The following is a 19294-nucleotide window of genomic DNA, read 5'->3' as shown; positions in this document are numbered from 1 at the left end:
CCTCCCTCAGCGGCGTGCCTTCGGATCGAACACGTCCCGCAGGCCGTCTCCGAGGAGATTGAAGCCGAATACGGCCAGGAAGATCGCCAGACCTGGGAAGATCGCCGTCCACCAGTAATCCGGCATGTAAGTCCTCGCGATCGAGAGGAGCGAACCCCATTCCGGGGTCGGCGGCTTCACGCCGATCCCGATGAAGCCGAGGGAGGCGACCGTCAGAATGGCAAAGCCCATATCGAGCGACATCTTGATGATGACCGGGGTCAGGATGTTGGGCAGGATGTGGCGACGCAGAATTCTGCCGGTTCCGGCACCAAGCGCCCGTGCAGCCTGGACAAACATCTCCTCTTTTTTGGCGATGACCTCGCCGCGCACAAGCCGCGCGTAGCCTGGCCACCAGGAAATGGAGATTGCGATGATCATGTTGACGATGCCGGGTCCCAGGGCAGCGGCGACCGCCATTGCGAGGATCAGAGATGGAACCGTCAACTTGAGATCGGTGAGGCGCATTAAAACCTCATCCGTCCAGCCGCCAAAATAGCCCGCGATGGCCCCCACGGCCGTCCCCACCAGCGCCCCCACGACCACGACCGCGAGACCCGCCAGAAGGGAGATTTGTGAACCGGCGACGACAAGCGAGAACACGTCCTGACCCAGTTCATTGGTGCCGAACCAGTGCCTGGTCGATGGCGGCTCGAACCGGGTGGCCGTCGCGACGCTTCCGGACACGTGCTCCGGATAAGGCACGATGGAGGGGCCGATTACCGCCACGACGAACAGAGCTGTCACGATCAGGAGGCCGGTGATGGAGAGCCAGCTGTTGCGGAACCGGTAGAAGCCCCGCCTGGCGTTCTCCCATCGTGACGAGGTGGCGCTTGCCGGTGCATTCTCGACTAACGTCGTCATTCGTAACGGACCTTCGGGTTGAGGACCCCATAGAGGAGGTCGACGATCAGGTTCGACGCGATGAAGATCACGCCGATGATCATCGTGACGCCGATCACCGGCATGAAGTCCTGCGTCACGATCGCCTTCGTGGCGTAGAGGCCGAGGCCAGGCCAGTCGAAGACTGTCTCGACCAGAACAGTGCCCCCGAGCAGCCAGCCCACGTAGAGACCGATGACGGTCAGCGTCGCCGACATGGCGTTCCGCAGGACATACTTGAACAGAATGAGGCGGCTTGAGAGCCCAAGGGCACGCTCGGTCAGGACGTAATCCTGCTGCAGGACCTCAATGGTCGAGGCGCGCATCATGCGCGTGATGGTCGCGAGCGGAGACAGGCACATGGCGAAGGCGGGCAGGGCGAGGTATTGGAGCGCAAGGCCGAAGGCCTTCAGGTCCCCCGCAATAAGCGCATCGATGGTCAGGAAGCCGGTGACGAGGGCAGGAGGGTCTTCGGTCAGGGGGAAGCGCCCTCCGAGCGGCAGCCAGCCAAGCCACATCGCAAACCCGATCTGCAGCAGCAATCCCAGGAAGAATCGCGGCATCGAGATGGCGCCAAGGGAGACGACGCGGGACACGTAGTCGGGCCAGCGGTTGCGGTAGACCGCCGCCACCAGCCCCGCTGGGATGCCGATCACCACCGCGAGGAGCATGGCGGCGAGAACGAGCTCCAGGGTCGCGGGGAGGTAGGCCTTCAGGTCCTCCAGGACTGGACGACGGGTGAAGATCGACTCACCCCAGTCACCCGTTAGAAGGCCGGTAGCGTAGTTCCAGTACTGAACCGGAAGGGGCTTATCGAGGCCGAATTCTCGGGCCAGGTCCGCGATCTCGGAGGCCGAGGCGTTTGGCCCCGCGGCGAGCTGGATCGGATCTCCCGGCAGGAGGCGCGCGATGGCAAAGACGAGCAGGGACAGGCCGATGAGGACCGGGATGATCAGGATGATGCGCCTCAGGATGTAAGTCAGCATTCCCGCCGTATCTTTCTTCAGGAGGGACGTGCGGCGTCGGCCGACGCCGCACGCATGTCATCAGCGAAGTGAGAGGGGGAACAGTTCGATCGCATTCGACGCCACGGGCGTGAAGCGGAAGTTCTGCACCTCTGAACGGAGCGCGAGCTTGCGGTTCTCCAGGACGCCGAAGATATCCGGCGCATCATCGACGACCACCTGCTGGAACTCCTTGTAGAGAGCCCTGCGCTTCTCCTCGTCGGTCTCGGCGCGGGCGCTCATGATCAGATCGTCCACCTTCGGGTTGGAATAGACCGGATTCTGCCAGTTTCCGTTCCGGGACGAATGATAGGCCGCGAAGGCGATGTTGTCCGGATCGCCATAGTTCGCCGTCTGATAGACGCAGAAGAAGTCCGGCGTCGTCTCAGGCGAGCGGGTGAGGGCGACCATGTCGGGCCAGATCATCGGCTTAACGTCGAGTTCGATGTTCAGCTGCTTCAGGTTGTCGAGGAGGACCAGCGACCAGCGGCGCTGCTGTTCCAGACCCGACACATGGGCGATGGTGAGCTTGATGCCGCCGTTCGGATACTTGGACTTGGCCAGGTACTCCTTGGCCTTCTCCATATTCGTGCGGTAGACCTCCAGAGAAGGATCGTGGCCGAAGATCCCATCCGGCAGGGGGCCCGTCATGAGCTTGGCATAGCCGCCCGAGTCGAGCATGGCCTGGTAGTTGAAGGCATACGAGATCGCCTTGCGCAGGTTCACGTCCGCAAGGGGTCCGTGCTTGGTGTTCATCTTGATGCTAAAGGTCCGGTATTCCGGCTCGATCACGGACACCACGTTCGCCCGTCCCTTGATCGCGTCCATATCCTCGCTCGTGAGGTCGACGGCCACGTGGGCCTCGCCACGCTGCAGCATGAGGCGCTGCGAGGAGGTTTCGCGAGTAATCTTCCAGATTGCACCGGTGAGATTTCCACCACCCTGCTTCCAGCCGTTTGCGACGCGCTCGAACTCGTAGAGGTTGCCTGGCTCGGCACGGCGGACGCGGAACGCGCCCGATCCGGCGATGTTGGAGCGCAAATAGGTTTGGCCATCGTCGGAGCCCTTGTTGGCCTCAACCTCCTTCGGATTGACGACCCACACCCAGGGAAGGACCTGCAGGAAGGCGACGAACGGCTTGACGAGCTTAATCCGAACCGTCTGCGCATCGACGGGCTGCACGCTGTTCTCGTCAACGATGCCTGCAATCATCCAGGCATTGCCCTTGTTGAGGCGAAGGAGGCGATTGAAGGAGTATTGCACCGCCTCGGCCGTGACGGGCGACCCGTCGTGGAACTTGGCGGCCGGGTCCAGCTTGAACACGTATTCCATGCCGTCGGGCGACACGGTCCAGGACGCCGCAAGTTGAGGAACCGGCTTGGGGGGATTGCCTTCGACTCGCACGAGCGAGTCGTAGGTGTTGCGCAGGAGCATGCTGGCCGAATAGCCGGTCGCGATGTGCGGATCGAAATTCGGAATATCCTGATTGCTCGCAATGATGAGGATCTTGCGCGATTGCGCGTCGGCCGCTCCGCCCAGCGTCATGGATGCGAGCGACGCGGCTCCCGCGGCGATGACACTTCGTCTCGTAAGGTTGATCATGGGATGTCCTCTGGCTTGTCTGTTTTCCCCTGCCGCGACGCGGGCCTGATCCTACACGGTCAGGTCCGCCTCTTCCGGCGTCTCCTGCGCGACCGATGGCCGCGAAGTCTCGCTCTCGAACCCGTAGTCCCGTGCCGCCCCCTCGGGAGTGACCAGTCCTAGCCGCAGGTCCCGTTCGATGGCAGTCCGGGAGCGCTCGCGCGGGTCGCCGTATCCTGCACCGCCGGCCAGGGTGATTTCCACGACCTCGTCGGTGTGTGTCACCTGAACGAGGTCGCCTGTCCCGCAGTCGTGGACAACACCGCCTGACGGATCGACGATGCGGCCCCGCGCCTCGCTGCCGGCTTGTCCGCCGAAGAGACCCGGGGCGGGGTTCCCGACCCCTTCAGGATAGATCGAGAAGAGCGTCGGAAGTCCATCGTCCTCGAGCTTGCGCACGCGTACGCGCTGCCCGAGACCGCCGCGGTGACGTCCCGGGCCGCCCGAATCCGGGATGTAGGCTTTCTCGATCACCAGAACCGGTACACGTGCTTCGAACAGCTCAATCGATGTATTCGCGGCCGAGGTCGGCCAAAGCAGACCCGACTTTCCATCGCCGTGCGCCGAAGCGCCCTGTCCGCCTCCCGTAAACAGAAGATCGGAATAGGTTCTGCCGTTCCGGTCCTGCCCGTAAACATTCGCAGCAACCGGCAGTCCGGTGAAGGCTTGGACCTTGTCCGGGGCCGCTTGGGCAAGGGCGCGGAAGATGTTCGGCGCGAGGTACCAACCGGTGCGCGTCCGCAGGTTCACGGCAGCGGGGCGGCGGCAGTTCAGGATCGATCCTTCCGGTGCTTTGACCGTGAATGCACGATAGCACCCCGCATTGCCGCGGACATTGGGCGTCAGCATGCATTTCAGTGGGTAGGTCGCGTGAGCGGCCGTATAGTTCAGGGTCGAGTTCAGTCCGCCCTGCGCCAGTTGCGGAGGAGCGCCCTCAAAATCAAGCTCGATCTCGCTGCCCGAAACGGTCAGCTTGAGTGGATAGCGCAGAGGCTCGCCGAGCGGGTTGTTCCACACCTCGGCCGTATAGATGCCGTCCGGGATGGCCGCAATCGCATCGCGCATGGCCTTTTCCGAGCGGCTTTGCACGACCGTGGCGAGCGCCCGCACATCATTCATTCCGTAGTCCGCCATGAAGGCCAGAAGCCGCTCCGCCCCGATGGCGTTCGCCGCGACGAAGGAATGAAGGTCGCCAAGCACCTGCTCGGCGTTGCGCACGTTCTCCGCGAAGAGCCGGAGCAGCGTTTCGTTCGGCCGTCCCTCCTCGAACAGCTTCATCGGCGGGATCTGGAATCCCTCCTCGTAGATCTCGCGGGCGCGCAACGAGTCGCGGGTACCACCGATGTCGGACACGTGACCGACGGTACCCATGAGGCCGACGACCTGTCCCTCCTGGAAGACCGGCGTGACGACCGCGATATCGAAGAGGTGTCCGGCACAGAGCCACGGATCGTTCGTGATCAGCACGTCGCCGGGCTTGAGCGTCTCGGCCGGATAGCGGGCGAGCAGTGCCTTTACCGCACGGGGCAGGGTGAGGTTGAAGACCGGCATGGCCCGCGGTGAGTGGGCGAGGGTCTCGCCATTGGGGTCGAGGAGTTCGCAGGCGAAGTCCTGCGATTCCGAGATCACCAGCGAGAAGGCGGTCCGGCAGACCGTCAGCCACATCTCCTCGACGACGTTGACGAGCCGGCTCCACATGATCTCCAGCGAAATGGGGTCAGCCTCGATCCGCGCAATCGCGTCCTGGAGCGGCAGGTCGGCCGGAACCATGGCCGTGCCGGCACTGACCTGACCCACGGTGATGCGCAGATTGAGGCTCTCGTCCACGGTCAGGCCGTCGGCGGGTGCGATCACCGTGGTTGCCTCGCGCTCCTCGATGATGGCCGGCCCCTTGATGGAGTCGGCGGGGGAGAGGGCATAGCGGTCGTAGACGGGAGTCTCGACGTAGCCACCTTCGAACCAGGCCCGGCGATACCCCTTGATCAGCTTGTTCCGGTCACCACCGCCGGCGGCGCCTTTGAGTGAGAGTTTCGGCGCCGGAGCAACGCAGCGGACCCTGAAATTGATGGCTTCAATGCGGGCGCCTTCGTAGACCGAGGTGTAGCGGGCCTCATAGGCCTTGGAAAAGGCATTCTGGATGGCATCGAGGCGGCTGCCGTCAACCTGTCCCGCCGGCAGCTCGACCGCAATGTCGTGCATCTGCCCCACGAGCCGCATATCGGCGAAGCGTTCGACCGTGATGGAGCCCGCTGTCACGCCGGCCTCCATCAGACGCTTGCGGCCCTCGGTCTCGAGCTCGGCCAACACGGCATTGGTGGCCGTCGCGTCGAACCCTTCCGAGAATTCGACCGGGTGCGACCGAACGAGCTCGAACGAGAGGGGCGCCGCCAGGAAGCCGAGCGCGGAGGCCGCGCCCGAAGCAGGCGGGATGATGACCTCGCGCACGCCGAGCGCCCGCGCGACGTCGGCCGCATGGGCCGGGCCCGCCCCCCCGAAACCCACCATTGCATAATTGCGGGGATCCTTGCCCTTTTCGACCAGGTGAACACGTGCGGCCGCCGCCATGCTTTCCACGACCACCTTGTGGATGCCCCAGGCCGCTTCCGGCACGGAGAGGCCGAGCGGGTCGGCAACCGTTGCGATGGCGCGCTCCGACGCGCCGACGTCGAGCGACATGCGCCCGCCGAGGAAGAAGCCCGGATCGTAGTAGCCGAGGACGAGGTTGGCGTCGGTGACCGTCGGCTTCGTGCCGCCCATCCCATAGCAGGCCGGGCCGGGATCGGAGCCGGCCGAATGCGGCCCGACCCTGAGGAGACCGACCTCGTCGATGGCCGCGATGGAACCGCCGCCGGCGCCGATCTCGATCATATCGATCACGGGGGCCTTGATCGGCAGGCCGGAGCCCTTGGTGAAGCGGTGAACGCGCCCGGCTTCCAGCATCGGGGCAATCTCGGTCCGCCCGCCTTCGATCATGCACGCCTTGGCCGTCGTGCCGCCCATATCGAAGGAGATCACGTCGTTCTTACCCGCAAGGGAGCCGAACAAGGCGGTAGCCAGGGCGCCGCCCGCGGGACCCGACTCGAGCAGGCGGATCGGGAAGGCGCGCGCCGTTTCGGGCGAGACCAGGCCGCCGGCCGAGTGCATGAGGCGAAGGGCACCCCGGAAGCCCCGGCCCGACAACTCGCGCTCAAGTCGTTTCAGGTACCGGTCCATGAGCGGCTGGACGTAGGCGTTGGCGCAGGTCGTGACGCAGCGCTGGTATTCCCAGAGTTCGGCGACGACCTCCGACGACAGGGAAACGGCGAGTTCGGGGAATTCCGACCGGACGATTTCACCGACGGTCCGCTCATGCTCCGGGTTGCGGTATGAATTGAGGAAGCAGACGGCGACGGCCTCGACGCCGGTGTCCAGCAGGAACTGGAGCGCGCGGCGCACGCTGGCCCGATCAAGGGCGGTGACGATCCGACCGCTGCTGTCGACACGCTCGGGAATCTCGAGCCGCAACTCACGGGAGACGAAGGGCTGCGGATAGCGGAGGAAGAGGTCATAGATATCGTAGCGTTGTTCCGTGCCCATCTCGAGGATGTCGCGGAAGCCTTGGGTCGTCAGCAGACCGAGCGAGGCCCCCTTGCGTTCGATGACCGCATTCGTCACCAGGGTCGTGCCGTGCACGATCTCATGAATCTCGGCGAGCCCGATGCCGGCCATCGCAACGAGCTCCTCAAGCCCCGCAAGCGCCGCAATGGAAGGATCGTGAGGAGTCGTGAGCCGCTTGTGGAGGCGGACCGTTTCTTCATTGCCGTCGTACAGGATGAAGTCGGTGAAGGTGCCTCCAATGTCGAAGCCAATCCGCCAGCGGGTTCCGGGCTGCATCATCGCCGTCTCTTTCAATGGGTTCTGGTGTTGTAATCGGGATCGTCGCCGAGGATCGCCGCGATACGCCTGGCCCCCGCCCGGAGGCCATCAATGATCGCGTCGCGTTCGCCCTGAGTGATCGTTGAGGAGGGAAAGGTGACGCAGAGGCTGACCGCCTCGCGGGTTTCGGGATCACCGACCGCCACCGCGATGGCGGCGACCCCCCGGTTGGCTTCGTCATTGGATTCGGCAAATCCCTCCTGACGCACCTTCGCCAGCCGCGCCAGCAACTCGTCGACGCTTTGAGGTGCGTTCGGGGATGGGGGCATAGGCAGCGTGGGATAAAGCGCCTTCACCTCCTCGTCCCTGAGCCGCGCAAGGAGCGTGCGTCCGGTTGCGCTCGCAAAGGCCGCGAGGCGGCGCCCGATGGGCGTCGCAACGCGCAGGACATGAGAGCCGGGGTGATAGGTCAGCCCGACCACGTCATGGCCGGCGCGGATGCTGACATAGCCGGAATGCCCGACCTGACCCGAGACGGCCTTTACGACCTCGTCTGCTCGGGCAACCAGAGAGGAGGCGCGCCGATAGACGTTTCCAGCCTCGAACAGCATCAGACCGGGACGGTAGCGCTTCGTCGCGCCGATGCTCTCGATGAAACCAGCGTCCCGCATGGCCCGCAGCAGACGGGAAACGGTGCTCTTCGGCGCCGGAAGAAGGGCCGCGACATCCGTCACCGTCAGTTCGGTGCGTTCTTCCGAGAAGCATCGAAGAACCGCAGCTACACTTGCCAAGGTCGTCACATCACTGGTCCAAAAGTTCCAGAATTTGCAACTGGTGTTTCACATATTGGAAATATGACTAGCCCTGCCCAGCTGAACATGCAAGCCTCGAAGTTGTGCAATCGGAACTGCAAAATGAGGATTCAATGGGCAGCATGACCGAAGGGGAGGGCAGGGTCACCGAGTGGCTCGCGGAGCAGAGAGAGGCGATGGTCTTGCTCCTCGGGGATCTGGTGAACACCGACTCGGGAACCTACGACAAGACGGGTGTCGACGCGGCCGGGGAGCCGCTCCGCCGGTTTTTCGACAAGGCCGGACTCCAGGTCGAGATCCTGCCTCATCCGACCTTCGGCGATGCCATTCGGGCGACGCTGCCGCACGAGGCCGCCAACGACCAGCGACCGATCGTGCTCATGGGGCATCGTGACACGGTCTTTCCCAAGGGGGAGGCAGGCCGGCGGCCGTTCAGGGTCGAGAACGGCCGTGCCTACGGCCCCGGCGTGGCCGACATGAAGTCGGGTCTCGTCATGAACGCGTTCGTGATCGCCGCCCTGGCGAAGTTCGGCGGCCATCCGGCGCCCATCGTGGCGCTCGTGACCAGCGATGAGGAGATCGCCTCGCCATCCTCCCGGCCGGTCATCGAGGCGCAGGCCCGAATGTCGCGAGCGGTCTTCAATGCCGAGCCCAGCCGTGCACCGAACGTCATTACCCGAGGCCGCAAGGGCGGCGTCTTCATGAGCTTCGACGTGTACGGAAAGGCGGCCCATTCCGGAGCCCATTACGAGCGGGGGGTCTCGGCTATCGAGGAGTTGTCCCGGAAGGTGCTTTCCCTTCACAGGCTGACCGATCCCGACCGCGGAATCACAGTCAATGTCGGGCTCATCGGCGGCGGACAGACCGTCAACACGATCGCGCCCCATGCCTGCGGCGAGATCGATCTGCGTTACGTTCGCAGCGAGGATCGCGCCGCCATGATCGATGCCATCCGCGGGGTCGTGGAAAACTGCTCCCTTCCGGGCACAACGGCGCAACTGACGATCAAAGGCGAGTTCCTTCCCCTGGAGGAGACGGCTGAGAGCCGAGCGCTTTTCGATATCTATCGCCAGGCGGCGGGGGATGTCGGATTCGCGGTCGAGGCCGAGTTCACGGGCGGCTGTGCGGATTCCGGCTTCACGGCAGGGAAGGGCTGTCCCACCCTTTGCAGCATCGGGCCCGTCGGTGATGGCGGGCATACGCCGGACGAGTATGTGCTCGTCGACAGTCTGGTGCCCTGCGCGCAGGCCCTGGCTCTTTCGGTCATGCGCCTGCGCTCCTGAGCCATCTCCCGAGGACCTCAACATGGGGCAGCCCGGGACCCCCGCGAACCGGACCGCTGAGTCGCGGGGCGGCTGCCGGGCACGCGCGGTTTGGGATGTCCTATGGGACCTGCTGCCAGACCTGGTGGCGGGCATTGTTGCCCAGGATCAGCCGGGTGAGATTGGTCAGCGACGGCACCCCCACGCGGGCCGTGGCGACCCAGAGGTCCTGACGCCCCGGCACCGGTTCGAGAATCCCGGCCCGCCGGAGCGCGTGCCGCTTGTTGCGAAGGCCGGCCTGTAGCGACGCAATCTCGCCGGCGCGGGCATGCGAGCCTTCCTCCAGAATGCACCACCCGTCCACCACCAGCGCCGTGGCCCTGATCTCGCCCCGCTCAAGCCGGAACCGGCGTACATCCGCGCGGGCCAGGAGGCCTTGCGGCAGCCGGGTCGTCCAGCCCATGCTCGGCGGCAGGCCCGCCGCCTCCGGCTCGGGCTCAGCCCGGGCGCCGGGCCGCGGCGCAGCCCTGCGCCCGGCCTCGAGAATATCGCACCGGGCCACCGGCAGCATCCAGCGCAGCGTGTCGAGCCAGCGTTGCACCCGCGTCACCACGCCGGGGCTCAGCCCCCGGTCCCGCGGAGCCCGGCTCACCACCTGGTGCGAGCCCGCGGCCGCCGCCGCCTCGTGCAGCGCCTGTTCCAGCGCCGCCGCCTCCTCGAGCAGCAGCCCGCGGCCGCTGTCGAGGCTGATGACCGTCAGCGTGCTCATCCCGGCCAGCGGCGGCGCGTGACGATGCTGCCGCGCGCGCGCCGGCGGACGCCCCGTGCGGCCGATATGGGTGCCCGCAACCCCGCGCCCGTCCTGCAGCACATCGGTGTCTCCGACAAGGGCGTAGCAGGACGGGTGCTGGAACTCGCTCCGGCTCAGGAGGACCCGTGCCCTGGACCAGGGTGCGGTTCCGACGATGAGCCGGGTCTCGCGGTGGTGGACGATCCAGACCGCGGGCTCGCGGGCATGGCGCTCGATGACGAGCTCATCAGTCTCGTCGCAGGCAGGCCGGAAGGGTGTGGGTGTGGACATGGGCAATCCTGTGGTGGGGGAGGAAAGGACGAGGGCGCGAGGGCGGAGGGTGGAGGATCAAAGGGTCAGGCGGGCGCCTGCCCCTGCGGGGGGTGGGTTCCGGCCCGGGCCGGGACCGGCGCCCGCGCCAGGATCCGGGCGACCTCGTCCCCGACCAGGGTAGTGCGGGCGAGCAGCGCGCCGGCGACGGTGCGGATCGCCTCGTCATGGCGGCGGACAAGGGCCACCGCCTGCCCCATCAGGCGCTGCAGGTCGGCCTCGACGAGGGCGCTGAGCCTCGGATCGTACCGCAGCAGGATCTCGGCCTCCTCGTGCGCCACCCGGTGGGCCAGGGTCGCCCCCAGGCCGAAGCTCGCATGGATGGCGGTGACCAGGCGGGTGGCCTCGCACAGATCCGCCACGGCGCCCGCCGTCGGGCCGCGGCCGAGCACCTGGTCGGCGGCGCGGCCCGCCAGGGTTGCCACCACCTGAGCCTCGAGCGCGAGCCGGTCCGGCAGGCCGCCCGGCGGCATGATCCGGGTGTGGCCGGCCGCGCGCCCGCCCGCCTGAACGGTGACATGGGCCACCTCCAGCCCGAGCCGCAGGGCCAGGACCGCGTGGCCCGCCTCGTGCAGGGCCACCTCCCGCCGCTCCTCCTCCGGGCGCGGATCGGCCGGCCGGAGCTCGGCCAGGAGATCCTGCTCGTCGAGCGCCCGTCCGGCGGCCCGGGCCCGCCGCCGCGCCGCCCTCACGCCGCCGGCCAGGACCGCCCCGGTGGCATCGGGGCACAGCCGCGCCATCCGGGTCAGGTCCGCGTGCGGAAGGTCAGGCCCCAGATGGGTGCGCAGAATGCCGGCCCGGCCGGCCTCGTCGGGCGGCGGTATGGCGATGTGGCGGTCGAAGCGCCCGGGCCGCAGCAGCGCCGGGTCGAGGCGCTCGAGGTGGTTGGTGGCCCCCAGCAGCACCACGTTGGGGGCCAGCCGGCGCAGCCGGTCGATCTGCAGCAGAAGCCCGGTGACCACCGGGCTCCACCAGGTCGAGCCGTGGCCGGACATGGTCGACCGGTTCGGGATCGCGTCGACCTCGTCGAGAAAGCCCACGACGGCACTGCCAGGCGCCGCCGCGGCGGCGATCAGGGTCTCGAAGAACTGGGTGTACTGCTTGACGATGCTGTCGAGATATCCCGCCGAGCCCGAGAACCACTCCGCCACGCTGGTCACGACGAGCGGAAGACCGGCCGTGTGGGCAAGCGATTGCGCCAGCTGGGTCTTGCCGGTGCCGGGCGGGCCGAAGAACAGGCAGGATTCGAGCTCCGGCCGGGTGCCGGCGCGGCGCGCCTGCGCAATCTCGGCCAGGGTTGCCGCCGCCCAGTCCCGGGCGGCGCCGTAGCCGCTCAGGGCCTCGAGCCGGGGAATGCCGTCGGCCGCAAGCCCCGGCCCACGCCGCCGGGCGGCGCGCCTGAGGCGGATGACGCAGTCCTGCGGCGATGATCCGGGCCGCAGGGCCGCGGCATAATCGGGCAGATCAAGGCCGGTCAGGTCCTCCGGCCCGAGGCCGGTGGCGGAGCGGCGGCACCAGCGGCGGACGGCCTCGCTCATGAGCGCAGCATCGGGCAGACTGACCGTCACCTGAAGGTCGGCGGCGGCCACCAGGCCCGGCGCGAGATAGTCGAGAGCGGGCGCGATGCCGATCACGAGCGCCCCCCGTGCGATCAGGCGGGCGGCCGCCTCGTCCGCTGCGGCTCCGGCCTTGGACCTGGCCGTTGCGGTGACGACGGCCGTTCCGGTCCTGGCGAGCTCGCGCACGGCGGTCTCGACCGGCTCGACCCACACGGCGGTGGGGACGCGGATGAGCACCACCTTCGGACCGCCGCGGCGCAGGAGGCGGCGCCCGGCCCGTCCCAGGGCCCGGTCGAGACACAGGTCCGCCAGGAGGGCCACGGCCGAGGCGGGGCGTCCCTGCCGCGACGGGGGCGGTGGCGTGCCCGGGCCGGCCGCGTCCGGGCTGCCGGTCATGAAGGCGTCGAAGGCGATCTCGATCTCGGAGCCCTCGGGGGTGCTGTCGGGGCGGTCGACGGCCTTGGCGGCCAGGAGGAAGGGGGACACGGGCATGGGCGGGATCACTCCACGGGGATGAGGGGAAGGGGGCTGGCGGCCGGGCATGCCGCTCATGCGGCGAGCGCCCGGGCGAGGTCGCCCCGGCTGCCCGGACGGCGGTGCGGGGGGCGGGGCTGTGCGGGACGAGGGACCGCTCCCGGCGCACCTGTCAGGCGCGCCGGCCCGTCATCCGCTCACGCGCGGCGACGGGGGCTGGGACTGCCGGCAGGGGCGGGGGCGGTCAGGCGCTCCGGCGCCAGAGGCGGAGGTCGGAGCCGAACGGCGCCTGGAGATCGATGCCGAGGCGGCCCTGGTCGACGAGGGCGAGGATGACGGCCAGCGGCTGCGGGTGGTCGGGGATGGCGCCGACGAGATCGCCGAGGGCGACGACCGGTGCCTGAGCGGCCGTGGCGAGCACGGCGGCTTCCGGGCCGGGATCGGCGCAGGCTGCGCCGGCGCACGGGCGGGGCGCGGGGCGGGTGACGAGGGGGAGGGCGGTGGACCGGGGCGAGGCGACGGAGGCGTCGCAATCGCCGTTGCGCGAAGGCGCAGCTTCGCTATACAGGGCATCAGCCATGTTGTTCTCCTGTTAGGGCAGGGGGACGGGATGGTCAGGCTGTTGGCGCGGGTTGCCGCCCACGCCGGCAGCCGTTCCGGCCATCCGGTCACCAGGGTTTGCGGGCCTGGTGCTGTTCCAGATGGGGCGCATGTATTCCTAGGACAAGCACGGCTCCCGGAATTCTGTCAGGTTTGGTTAACGGACCATGAAGAGGGCCAGTAGCCCTTTCGCCTTCCCACCCCATAGGGCACATCACCTGGAGAGCCTGAGCGGCCGGGCCAATCCTGTCCCTCTTCCTGTGCCGCGGGCGGGCTTGGAACGGGAGCCGATGCTCGCCAAGTCTGCCCCGCCATATCTGCAATGCCAGATGCCATGATGTTTTTCGTCAACGGAGACAGGCCCATCGTTGGCCGTGCAGCCATCATCGATGCAGCTATGTGCAGACAAACATCGCCTCTCGGTCTTCGCTCGTTGACTTTCCGGCTCTTCCAAAACGCGCAGGATCCACCACCCGCCGCAGAATCCGCCTCGTCAGAGGCGGGTCCGAAACCGGAGCATGGACGGCCTGCCGCGATACGGCATGTTCATGGCAACCCGACGACTTCGGCAACCCGGCTCCCTGACCCGGGAGGGCCAATGTGATGGCCGTAGCCGCTGGCAATCGTCGGTACGCCGCGTGAGTTCCTGATCCGGCCCCGCCGGAGGTCGCGGTTGATTGGACCTTTGGAGCGATCGGGCGTCTGATCCTTTTGCGCAGGTGCTTCTACTCCGTTCGAAGGTGGCTCACTCCTATGGTGGTCTTCAAAGCGGGCGTCGCATTCTGCAGCTTGGATGGATCACCTCACGGTTCCGTGAAGAGGCCCCAACGTGACTGAAGGCCGGTGATGCTCCCGGCGGTTGGAGGATGCATTGTGCTCCAGGAAGACAGGACACCCTTCCATCTCGAAAACGGCAGCGAAACCACGAAGACTGGAACGGGTGCCCAAGAGAGCAGTCCGACGACCTTGGGGCGGGCAATAGACCGGAACGCCATCTCGTTCTCCTGCCAGCCGGCCATCATCTCCTCCGGCTTCGCGCCCGTGACATACAGGGAACTGCAAGGCCAGCTGGATGGGATCCGACATCAGCTGCGCCGGGCCGGGCTCGGCAGCAACGCCCGCATCGGCGTCTTGATGCCCAATGGTCCGGAAGCGGCTCTCGCCGTCCTGGCGGTTGCCTGCTGCGCCGTGGCGGTGCCGCTCGACCCGCGACTGACGCGGAGCGAGATCGACCAGCGTCTTGCCGTGCTGCGTCTCAGCGCGCTTCTCGTTTTGCAGGGCAGCGCCCCCGACGGACGGAAGGCTGCGGAAGGCAGGGATATCGCCATCATCGAAGCCACCCCGGTCGGACAGGGGCGCCTCGGCCTCATCCTCACTGGTCACCTGTCCGGCTCCCCCGCTTGCGACGAAGGGCCGGACCCGGGCGCGCCCGCGTTCATCCTGTCGACATCCGGCACGACCGCACAGCCGAAGCTGATCCCCTTCAGCCATTCCAACATGCTGGCGGCTGCGGCGCGCCTTCGGACCTGGCTTGGTCTCACCTCCCAGGACCGCTGCCTGAGCGTGTCGCCGATTTACTATTCGCACGGGCTCAAAGTAACGGTCTTCACGCCGCTTCTCACCGGAGGCAGCATCGCATTCCCCGCCAATGCCGCAGTGGTTGATCCAGATGAATGGTTCGATGCCTTGAGGCCGACCTGGTACTCTGCCGGACCTTCGCTCCACCGGGCCGTGCTGGAAAGGGTGCAAGCCATCGCGGATGTGCAGGCGAGGCACACCCTCCGCTTCGTCCTGTCCGGAGGGGCGCCGCTCCCGAACGGAGTGCTGCAGGAGCTGCAGCAAGGCCTCGGGGTGCCGGTGCTGGAGCATTACGGTTCCAGTGAAGTAGCGCAGATCGCCACAAACCAGCCGCCGCCGGGCCCCAGCCGCCCAGGCACATGCGGCAGGCCATGGGCTGACACGGTGATGATTGTCGGCGAGGACGGAAATCCGGTTCCGGCCGGCGGGAAGGGCGAGGTCTGGGTTCGCGGACCCACGGTCATATCCGGGTATCTTGATGCGCCCGAGCTCAATCGTGCCTTCTTCGTCGCGGGTTGGCTGCGAACAGGTGACATCGGCAGCATCGACCGGGACGGCTTCCTCTCCCTGCACGGCCGCCTGAGCGAACTGATCAACCGCGGCGGTGAAAAGATCTCTCCTGTCGAGATTGATGCTGCGCCCTGCGGCATCCGGATGTTGCCGAGGCCGCGGCCTTCGCGGTCCCTCACCCGCGCCTTGGTGAGGATGTTGCTGCCGCGGTCGTTCTTCGTTGCGGCCGGCAAACCACTCCTGAAGCGCTGCGTCAATTCCTGCGACGCGAGATATCGTCCTACAAAGTCCCCCATCGTATTCTGATCCTCGACCAGTTGCCCAAGGGCAGCTCGGGCAAGGTTCAGCGGCGCCGCCTCGGTGAGACACTCACCAGGCCGGATCAGGACATGGCATCCGTGCCCGCACCCGTCGTCAGCCGGCCTCCCTTGGACCTGCAGGTCGAACTGCTGCAACTGTGGCGGAGGCTGCTTAAATCCGAAACCGTGACGATCGACGACGACTTCTTTGCGGCCGGTGGCGACTCCCTCCTTGCAACCGAAATGCTCATCGAGATCGAAAGGCTCGTCGGACATGGCGTGCCGGAAACGATCCTGTTCGGGGCGGAGACAATCCGTCAGCTTCTCCCCCGTATTTCAGCGCAGGCCACCTCACCGGCGAACCCGTTGTTCCGGTTTCATGCTGACGGCGACCGGCCTCCGCTGTATTTTTTCCATGGCGACTTCGCCAGCGGCGGCCTGTATGTGCGGCGAATGGTGAACCTTTTCGGACCCGATCATCCGGTCATCACCATTGATCCCCATGGTCTGCATGAGGAGCCAATTCCGCCGACGATCGAGGCGATGGCTGCCGACCGCCTTCCGCTTATTCTCGAAAGGCATGCGAGGGGCCGTCCCTTTCTCTTAGGAGGGCAATGCAATGGCGCCCTGGTGGCGTTCGAGACCGCCCGCCTGCTGAGGGCGGCCGGGCACGAGGTCGAGTTGGTCGCGATGGTCGACCCGCCGACCGTCAGCGCGCGCCCGGCCATGCGGGCCGTGCTCAGGGTCATGAACCAGGCTCTTTCGGCGCGGGACGTGGGCCGGGGCTATGACCAGCTGGCGCGGCTGGAGCGGATCCTCAAGATGGCCCCGGCCGAGCTGCTGGCCAGGACCTGGAATGCTTGGTTCAGGAGCGAAAGGCGCTTTCCTCCGTCACCGAGACGGGAGGCCTTTACGCTCGCGATGGCGCGGTATCTGCCTGCGCCGCTCGATGTGCCGGTGATCTTCTACTCGGCCGGCCATGACGGCCGGGCGTGGCGCCGCCTCAGCTCAGAGCTTGAGGTGATCCAGCTGCCCGGCGGGCACGATTACTGCCTGAATGTCGGCGCCGAGCTCCTGGTCAACCATCTGCGGCAGCGGATCGACTGCTTGGCCTGCGGCAGCGGCGAACCACAGGATCGAGCCCAGCGGACCGCATCCTGTCGTCCGGAAGCGGGCCGCCAGGCGCGATCAGGCGACATCGCGATGCCTGAGCCGGGCAGGGAGACATGACCGGATTCCGGTCGGCAAACCATTGTCTGGTTCTAATCGAAGGGACGCACAGAGATCAGATCCGTCACCGTTTCTCGGTGTCAGATGCCGCAATGGGTCTGCAGCTCGGGAGGCGGCATCGCCGACGGACAAGGGAGGTGGTCTGAGTTACCGCCAGGAAGCTGATCGAAAGCCCCATCGCCGCAGGCGTTGATGGGGCTCCCTGAATCGAAGCCGCTCTTGTGGCGAAACGGAAGTCGACCGGTACATGAATGGCCTGTCACCGGCAGAGCCGCCGGCAGACCCGTAGGGCAGCCGAAGCTGGCGATCAATGTAGGTGCGGCACGTCTATCGCAAACACGCCGATCTGATGGTTCGCCGTCTTCGCTGATCCAGCACGTTGATGTCCGGGGCCCACGTTGCCACCGGACCCGTCTGTCCGGAGACAGGTTTCATGGAAATTGTCGCCAGCCGGGCAGTCGTCTCGGACTACAAGGGATTAGGACCAAGGTCGGTCCTGGGGTGAGACTGAGGGCCCGCCTGGTGCGAGACCAAGGCCTGCCTTGTCGCGAGACCTCGGTCCCTTCTCGATAGCAAAGGATGGATCACGGCAGGAGGGGTTCTGAGGGCGCCGTGAACAAAATAGCTTATAAAGAACATGCGGTTACCTCCGAAGCTGACGCTTTTCGAGGTGTCTGGCCAAAAATGTGGCGAAGATCTTATCCAGCAGCACCGGTTTGGCACCTCCGCCCGGTCCCGATCCATTCTGGGCCCTCGTGGGATGGCGGGTAATCCGTAGGAGATATTTACCCCCTGATAACTTCCATGCAACGGTTCCAAGGCAATCGAGATAGCTCAAATTGGGCCAAGAAATCACGGGGGATATCTGTCGATGGTGTCAGAAAAAGCAAAAACAACTTCCGCGCCAACCGGAGATTTCAAGGCTTCAGTTCCAGGTGAATGCTTAGCCCCTAAGGCCTCATGTCTTCCTCTTCCTGATGCGCTCTTCGCATTGACATCAATAGTCAATCAAGAAGCTGCAAGATCAGAGCGCCGGGATGAATGATTATGAAAGCGTCGCCGGGCGACCGGATCGGCTGATCCCACCGCGATTGGGTGGCATCGCTCGATGCGAAGAAGCGGGAGCGTAGATCCCGAGACCTCTCCATAGCAGACCCCCCAAGGCACATGGCCTCTTCCGGAGAATTCCAGCTCCGGAATCGAGAGTTTGCGCCCAGAATCCTGCGATCAAGCCACCAACATCAGTGCCGTTTGATCCATAGCCGCCAAGATAAACGCCAACAAACCGCAGTTTTACTGCTCTTAGATCTAGGAATCTACAGCCATGAACGCGATCTATTTCCAGGCAGAATCCGACGCTCTGACGATCGTTGGGGACCCCGCTACGCTGGTCAGAACTCGGACGGTGAACCAGGAGGGTGCGCCTGGCGCGGTGGGATATGATGAGTTCGGTCTTCGCCAAGGGTACACGGGTGACGGATACCTCGACATCAATGGCACCAGCACGGGTGTCAGGGCGACGTTCGAGCTCAATGTTCCTGCAGGTACCTACAACATCCATCTCAGGGTTGCGAACGGCGCGGGCGGGACGAGCGGCGACGGGTTCAACCGGCCGATCGCGATTGCGGTGAACGGTGAGCTGCAGGGCGGCCCGCAGAACACGCACACCGGTGGTTTTGATCGCTGGGCAGTCAAGACGTTCCCCGTCACCTTAGTGGGTGAAGGGCCATTCACGATCGGGATCGTTCAGGCCACATCCGGGGGAGCGCCGAACATCGATGTCATCGCTGTGTCCGGTCCGGGCGAGACGCCCCTTGCTTTGACAACGATCCAGGCGGAAGGCCCGGAGGTCTCAGTTCAGGACATCGGTGTGCCATCCAACGGGGACTTCACCCGTGTTGTCGATGCCGGCAATCCCGATGCGACCGGCAATTACCGCGCGGGGGCCGTCGGCGGCGCCTATATGGATTTTGGCTCCAATCCGGGCGATGCCATCACCTTCAACGTTGATGCTCCGACAGCCGGAACTTACGCCGTCCTCATCCGCTATGCCACTGCGTCCAACCGTCCGCTTGACCTTTCAGTCAATGGTGCGGCCGCGTCTCAAGTCGCCTTCGTGCCCGGTGGGGCGGCCGCCACAACGTGGGAGACATGGGTCGAGAAAGCGGTTCAGGTGGACCTCGTCGCGGGCGAGAACACCATCAAGCTCGCCATCCCGGCCGGATCCACAGCTGGTGGCCCCAACATCGATCAGATCTCTCTGATGTATTTGGGCGGCGATAATGCGGTCAATCAGGCGCCTGTTGTGGTGGATGGCGGCATTGCCGATGCGACGGTGGCCGAGGACAGCGCGTTCAACCTCGATCTGAGCACCCGGTTCAGCGATGCCGATGGCGAGAGCCTGACCTTCTCGGCCGCCGGCCTGCCGT

General features: G+C 66.0%; 11 protein-coding genes and 2 pseudogenes. 5 read left to right on the top strand and 8 right to left on the bottom strand.

Annotated elements, in window-relative coordinates; genetic code table 11:
• Positions 1-6: 6 nt before the first annotated feature.
• Genes ACFOYU_RS18620 through ACFOYU_RS18600 form a run of 5 tightly spaced genes read right to left on the bottom strand, consistent with a single transcriptional unit; the run spans position 7 to position 8221 of the window.
• The gene (locus ACFOYU_RS18620) at positions 7-903 is read right to left on the bottom strand and encodes an ABC transporter permease (protein WP_377034758.1); all 897 of its coding nucleotides are present in this window, start codon (positions 901-903) and stop codon (positions 7-9) included.
• Entirely contained in the window at positions 900-1907 is a 1008-nt protein-coding gene (locus ACFOYU_RS18615; protein ID WP_377034757.1) for an ABC transporter permease, read from the bottom strand. The genes ACFOYU_RS18620 and ACFOYU_RS18615 overlap by 4 nt, the downstream gene beginning before the upstream one ends.
• Positions 1908-1967: 60 nt before the next feature.
• Positions 1968-3527, bottom strand: coding sequence for an ABC transporter substrate-binding protein (locus ACFOYU_RS18610; protein WP_377034756.1), 1560 nt, complete (start codon positions 3525-3527; stop codon positions 1968-1970).
• Between the two features lie 51 nt (positions 3528-3578).
• On the bottom strand, positions 3579-7442 hold the full coding sequence (locus tag ACFOYU_RS18605) for a hydantoinase B/oxoprolinase family protein (protein WP_377034755.1): 3864 nt from the start codon (positions 7440-7442) through the stop codon (positions 3579-3581).
• A gap of 11 nt (positions 7443-7453) precedes the next feature.
• The gene (locus tag ACFOYU_RS18600; protein ID WP_377034754.1) at positions 7454-8221 is read right to left on the bottom strand and encodes an IclR family transcriptional regulator; all 768 of its coding nucleotides are present in this window, start codon (positions 8219-8221) and stop codon (positions 7454-7456) included.
• 134 nt (positions 8222-8355) lie between these two features.
• Between ACFOYU_RS18600 and ACFOYU_RS18595 the strand changes: the two genes are divergently transcribed.
• On the top strand, positions 8356-9516 hold the full coding sequence (locus ACFOYU_RS18595; protein ID WP_377034768.1) for a M20 family metallopeptidase: 1161 nt from the start codon (positions 8356-8358) through the stop codon (positions 9514-9516).
• A 100-nt stretch (positions 9517-9616) separates the two neighbouring features.
• Here ACFOYU_RS18595 and ACFOYU_RS18590 read toward each other — a convergent pair whose 3' ends face one another.
• The 3 genes from ACFOYU_RS18590 to ACFOYU_RS18580 all read right to left on the bottom strand — a co-directional run bounded on the left by ACFOYU_RS18590 (position 9617) and on the right by ACFOYU_RS18580 (position 13228).
• Positions 9617-10576 (bottom strand): hypothetical protein, encoded by a 960-nt coding sequence (locus tag ACFOYU_RS18590; RefSeq protein WP_377034753.1) that lies wholly within the window; start codon positions 10574-10576, stop codon positions 9617-9619.
• 65 nt (positions 10577-10641) lie between these two features.
• Positions 10642-12666 carry an AAA family ATPase gene (locus ACFOYU_RS18585; protein WP_377034752.1) on the bottom strand — a complete coding sequence of 675 codons (2025 nt, stop codon included), beginning with the start codon at positions 12664-12666 and terminating at the stop codon, positions 10642-10644.
• Between the two features lie 226 nt (positions 12667-12892).
• Complete coding sequence (locus ACFOYU_RS18580) at positions 12893-13228, bottom strand: hypothetical protein (RefSeq protein WP_377034751.1); 336 nt, start codon at positions 13226-13228, stop codon at positions 12893-12895.
• Between the two features lie 866 nt (positions 13229-14094).
• Here ACFOYU_RS18580 and ACFOYU_RS18575 point away from each other — a divergent pair.
• From ACFOYU_RS18575 to ACFOYU_RS18560, 4 genes and pseudogenes are all read left to right on the top strand, one after another.
• Positions 14095-15243 (top strand): annotated as a pseudogene (locus tag ACFOYU_RS18575) (AMP-binding protein); the annotation flags it as partial.
• Between the two features lie 224 nt (positions 15244-15467).
• Positions 15468-15617 (top strand): annotated as a pseudogene (locus tag ACFOYU_RS18570) (hypothetical protein); the annotation flags it as partial.
• Positions 15618-15725: 108 nt separating this feature from the next.
• On the top strand, positions 15726-16865 hold the full coding sequence (locus ACFOYU_RS18565; RefSeq protein WP_377034750.1) for a thioesterase domain-containing protein: 1140 nt from the start codon (positions 15726-15728) through the stop codon (positions 16863-16865).
• 1324 nt (positions 16866-18189) lie between these two features.
• The coding region (locus ACFOYU_RS18560; protein ID WP_377034749.1) for a carbohydrate-binding protein at positions 18190-19294 on the top strand (1105 nt) is incomplete at its 3' end.

Origin of the sequence: Microvirga sp. GCM10011540, from assembly GCF_042650665.1 — a bacterium.
In the GTDB taxonomy this organism is placed as follows: Bacteria; Pseudomonadota; Alphaproteobacteria; order Rhizobiales; family Beijerinckiaceae; genus Microvirga; species Microvirga lenta.
This window is presented reverse-complemented; position numbering and strand designations above follow the sequence as displayed.

What these genes read in the sequence shown, in the direction of transcription:
- ACFOYU_RS18620 (WP_377034758.1), bottom strand. Translation starts at nt 903, where the DNA reads ATGACGACGTTAGTCGAGAATGCACCGGCAAGCGCCACCTCGTCACGA.
- ACFOYU_RS18615 (WP_377034757.1), bottom strand. Translation starts at nt 1,907, where the DNA reads ATGCTGACTTACATCCTGAGGCGCATCATCCTGATCATCCCGGTCCTC.
- ACFOYU_RS18610 (WP_377034756.1), bottom strand. Translation starts at nt 3,527, where the DNA reads ATGATCAACCTTACGAGACGAAGTGTCATCGCCGCGGGAGCCGCGTCG.
- ACFOYU_RS18605 (WP_377034755.1), bottom strand. Translation starts at nt 7,442, where the DNA reads ATGATGCAGCCCGGAACCCGCTGGCGGATTGGCTTCGACATTGGAGGC.
- ACFOYU_RS18595 (WP_377034768.1), top strand. Translation starts at nt 8,356, where the DNA reads ATGACCGAAGGGGAGGGCAGGGTCACCGAGTGGCTCGCGGAGCAGAGA.
- ACFOYU_RS18590 (WP_377034753.1), bottom strand. Translation starts at nt 10,576, where the DNA reads ATGTCCACACCCACACCCTTCCGGCCTGCCTGCGACGAGACTGATGAG.
- ACFOYU_RS18585 (WP_377034752.1), bottom strand. Translation starts at nt 12,666, where the DNA reads ATGCCCGTGTCCCCCTTCCTCCTGGCCGCCAAGGCCGTCGACCGCCCC.
- ACFOYU_RS18580 (WP_377034751.1), bottom strand. Translation starts at nt 13,228, where the DNA reads ATGGCTGATGCCCTGTATAGCGAAGCTGCGCCTTCGCGCAACGGCGAT.
- ACFOYU_RS18565 (WP_377034750.1), top strand. Translation starts at nt 15,726, where the DNA reads ATGGCATCCGTGCCCGCACCCGTCGTCAGCCGGCCTCCCTTGGACCTG.